7 protein-coding genes are annotated in these 3,656 nt (G+C 54.1%); 4 read left to right on the top strand and 3 right to left on the bottom strand.

Annotated elements, in window-relative coordinates; all coding sequences use genetic code 11:
• A partial coding sequence (locus C7H09_RS20000) for a hypothetical protein (RefSeq protein ID WP_206074323.1) occupies positions 1–181 on the top strand: 181 nt, incomplete at its 5' end.
• A gap of 14 nt (positions 182–195) precedes the next feature.
• Here C7H09_RS20000 and C7H09_RS20265 read toward each other — a convergent pair.
• Both C7H09_RS20265 and C7H09_RS20260 read right to left on the bottom strand, forming a co-directional pair.
• On the bottom strand, positions 196–696 hold the full coding sequence (locus C7H09_RS20265) for a hypothetical protein (RefSeq protein ID WP_240616580.1): 501 nt from the start codon (positions 694–696) through the stop codon (positions 196–198).
• Complete coding sequence (locus C7H09_RS20260) at positions 693–1,235, bottom strand: transposase (protein ID WP_240616579.1); 543 nt, start codon at positions 1,233–1,235, stop codon at positions 693–695. The genes C7H09_RS20265 and C7H09_RS20260 overlap by 4 nt, the downstream gene beginning before the upstream one ends.
• A 150-nt stretch (positions 1,236–1,385) precedes the next feature.
• On the opposite strand from C7H09_RS20260, the gene C7H09_RS12320 reads away from it, so the two are divergent.
• From C7H09_RS12320 to C7H09_RS12310, 3 genes are all read left to right on the top strand, one after another.
• Entirely contained in the window at positions 1,386–1,766 is a 381-nt protein-coding gene (locus tag C7H09_RS12320) for a type II toxin-antitoxin system RelE/ParE family toxin (protein ID WP_106763125.1), read from the top strand.
• Positions 1,753–2,076: a helix-turn-helix domain-containing protein gene (locus C7H09_RS12315; protein WP_106763123.1), complete on the top strand. Its 324-nt coding sequence runs from the start codon at positions 1,753–1,755 to the stop codon at positions 2,074–2,076. The genes C7H09_RS12320 and C7H09_RS12315 overlap by 14 nt, the downstream gene beginning before the upstream one ends.
• 242 nt (positions 2,077–2,318) lie before the next feature.
• The gene (locus C7H09_RS12310; protein WP_338064045.1) at positions 2,319–2,606 is read left to right on the top strand and encodes a PAAR domain-containing protein; all 288 of its coding nucleotides are present in this window, start codon (positions 2,319–2,321) and stop codon (positions 2,604–2,606) included.
• A gap of 349 nt (positions 2,607–2,955) precedes the next feature.
• Here the strand turns inward: C7H09_RS12310 and C7H09_RS12305 are convergent, their stop codons facing one another.
• On the bottom strand, positions 2,956–3,498 hold the full coding sequence (locus C7H09_RS12305; RefSeq protein ID WP_240616569.1) for a hypothetical protein: 543 nt from the start codon (positions 3,496–3,498) through the stop codon (positions 2,956–2,958).
• Positions 3,499–3,656: the final 158 nt, after the last annotated feature.

Below are 3,656 nucleotides of genomic sequence, written 5' to 3'. Positions count from 1 at the left end.
GATCCCCAAAGGCCCGGAGGTTTCGCCCCCGGGCCTTTGCCGTTTCCGGCCCTCGGTTTTATTGCGTCTGTTTCGCGGTTATGACAAAGCAGCGGCGACCTTCCACCGTGAATTCTGGAAATCTGCCGATTTCAGGCGAGCGAAATTCTCGGCGGGAACACCGATAAAGGGATTGGAGTAATTGGGGGTGGTTGTCTAAGCCGCTTGTCGTCGCCGTCCAGGATTTCGGTAATCCTGATAGCTATCTTCAAAGGCAGTCGCCCGGTGGCACCATCGTTCCGGGTCCAGATTCAGCCGTTCCAGAATCGGCAGCGCGCTTTCGTCAATACAGCCACGTTTGTCGCTCCGGCTGATGCGCCCGGTGCAATCCACCAGTTCCAGGTAATCTTCAAAGCTGAACAGGATGCCTCGCTGGAAGCCGTTTCGAATGACGCCTTCAAAACCCAGTAGTGGTTTTAACGGTACCGAAAACTCATTCAGTGCCTGCTGTTCTGTTTGCCGGGCAATGGCTCCTGCCAGATCAAAGGTGGGATGAATTCGCTCCTTGATGCTGGTGTGTTCGGAGGTTTCTGGCGTCTCCGCCATGGCGGCCCGGATGGGGTTCAGGTCTACATAGGCCATGCAGGAAAGGAGTGCCTCTTCGGTATCCAGAGCCTGGGATTTAAATCGACTCTCCCACCAATTTGACGGGATCAAATTGGAACAGCCGAAGGCTGGCCCCGCAGGGGTGATGGCCATGGATGGCCATCATAAAAGTGGCCGGTGCACTTATCTTCCTTGTTGGCCTGCCTCGCAATTGGCTCATTCAGGCATTTCATAAACCAGCTCAAGTCCGCCAATCGCTGCCGGAAGGTTTCTGCGTACTCCTCCACTCGACGAAGCTCGGCCGCACACAACTCATCACCCCGATGGTACCGCTGTACCAGTGGTGGACCTTTATATAGGCTGCACCAGCGCGCCAGCACCTCATCCATGCTCCACGGTTCCACCTCATCGGGGCTGAGCTTCACCACCAGGTGATAGTGGTTCGACATCACCGCATAAGCGGCGACATCTATCGCGAACACAGATGCCAGAAGCCGGATTCGCTCTTCAATCCATCCTCGCCGGTGCTCATAACAGCGCCCGGTGGCGCGATCTTGCCCGCACAGGAAGGTGCGGCGCACACAGCGAGAGATCACGTGGTAGAAGGGGGTGTCTGAAACGCTGACCAGTTCTGCTCTGGCTTTGGGCATGGTGGGGCCTTGTCTTCCGTGGCTGTTGACATGTGCCTATCATGCATCAATAATTTCAAACTGTATATATGTACAGCATCTTGTTGCCGGATATAACTGGCTTATAAATGTTATTGGTTCGGGTGTTCCACTCAGTGGTATGGTTTGCGTATGATAAGGATCTTCAGAACGAAAACGTTTTATCGATGGATGCGGAAAAACGGAGTGAGCGATGATGATCTCCGCCAGGCAGTTATGGAAATGAATGAAGGTCTGATAGATGCGGATCTTGGTGGTGGAGTTTTTAAGAAAAGGATTGCATCGCACAGTCATGGCAAGAGAGGTGGCTCGAGAGCGCTTGTCGCCACCAACTTGGGTGACCGTTGGTTCTTTGTGTTTGGGTTTGCCAAGAACGAACGTTCAGACCTGTCGGCCAGGGAGTTGCGAGCACTAAAGGCGTTGGCAGCAGATTTGTTGCAGTATTCAGACCAGGAGCTGCAGAAAGCTCATGTAAGCAAAGTGTTGAAAGAGATTACTTATGGCAACCACTGAAAGAGACAACCGGCTGTTGAATGAAATTCGAGAAACGGCATTGGACCTCCATGCCGTTGGGCTGATAGGTAAACGGCGACTCGGCGAATACGAAGAGCTGTGTCGCACTGACAGTAGAGAGCTCCCGCCGGAAGAAATCCGGAATATTCGCAGCCAGACCCGTATGAGTCAGGCTGTGTTTGCTGCCATTCTTAACGTGAGTGTTTCAACCGTTCAGAAGTGGGAGACGGGTGAGAAAAAGCCTGCCGGAGCATCGCTGAAATTGTTGAACCTTGTGAGAAGAAAGGGTATCGAGATTTTGTATTTATAACTCCTATCAACCATGCAATCGTGGATAGGCACAACCTCGTCAAACATGGCCCCCATCTTGCTGAACATGTCCCAGCGTAACCATGGACAGGCACTAGCCTGGAATTTGAGCATGGACAGACACAGAGCGAAGAGGCATCTGCCGCATAATCAGTCTTAGCCTGCTAATGGACAGGCACTAGCCTGAATAGCCTGCCAATTTTTTGGTTGGGTCTTCGTGAGTCTTTGTTGACCACATCGCGTGTGGTGCCAGTGACGGCCCCGCACTCCAAACCCAAACACCCTCCCCACCCGAGAGCCATCGCTGCGGGTTCGGCAACTGTTCTCATTAATGGTATTCCTGCGGCGGTAACTGGCAGCGCGATTTCCTGCGGGGGCGTCACGATTGGCAGTGGTAGTGTTGTGATTGGTGATACCTTCACGCCCACGCCGTTTTCGGGTATCTCACCGTTGCCGTCAAAGCCAGCTCCGCAAGCGGCCTCTCGCGCCAATCTCTCCAAACGCCCTGATCTTGGACAGGCACTAGCCTGACCTGATCCCCGGCGGACTGATCTTGGACAGGCACTAGCTTGACCAGACCCCCAAAAGCCCGGCGGTTTCGACCCCGGGCTTTTGTCGTTTCTGGCTTTGGATTTGCTGCGTCTAATTCTAATTCGTTGATCATGGACAGGCACTAGCCTGATCCGATCCCCAAAGGCCCGGAGGTTTCGCCCCCGGGCCTTTGCCGTTTCCGGCCCTCGGTTTTATTGCGTCTGTTTCGCGGTTATGACAAAGCAGCGGCGACCTTCCACCGTGAATTCTGGAAATCTGCCGATTTCAGGCGAGCGAAATTCTCGGCGGGAACACCGATAAAGGGATTGGAGTAATTGGGGGTGGTTGTCTAAGCCGCTTGTCGTCGCCGTCCAGGATTTCGGTAATCCTGATAGCTATCTTCAAAGGCAGTCGCCCGGTGGCACCATCGTTCCGGGTCCAGATTCAGCCGTTCCAGAATCGGCAGCGCGCTTTCGTCAATACAGCCACGTTTGTCGCTCCGGCTGATGCGCCCGGTGCAATCCACCAGTTCCAGGTAATCTTCAAAGCTGAACAGGATGCCTCGCTGGAAGCCGTTTCGAATGACGCCTTCAAAACCCAGTAGTGGTTTTAACGGTACCGAAAACTCATTCAGTGCCTGCTGTTCTGTTTGCCGGGCAATGGCTCCTGCCAGATCAAAGGTGGGATGAATTCGCTCCTTGATGCTGGTGTGTTCGGAGGTTTCTGGCGTCTCCGCCATGGCGGCCCGGATGGGGTTCAGGTCTACATAGGCCATGCAGGAAAGGAGTGCCTCTTCGGTATCCAGAGCCTGGGATTTAAATCGACTCTCCCACCAATTTGACGGGATCAAATTGGAACAGCCGAAGGCTGGCCCCGCAGGGGTGATGGCCATGGATGGCCATCATAAAAGTGGCCGGTGCACTTATCTTCCTTGTTGGCCTGCCTCGCAATTGGCTCATTCAGGCATTTCATAAACCAGCTCAAGTCCGCCAATCGCTGCCGGAAGGTTTCTGCGTACTCCTCCACTCGACGAAGCTCGGCCGCACACAA

The sequence above is a fragment of the Marinobacter fuscus genome, assembly GCF_003007675.1.
Classification (GTDB): Bacteria; Pseudomonadota; Gammaproteobacteria; order Pseudomonadales; family Oleiphilaceae; genus Marinobacter; species Marinobacter fuscus.
Note: the sequence above shows the minus strand (reverse complement) of the source record. Positions and strands in the feature narration are given on the sequence as shown.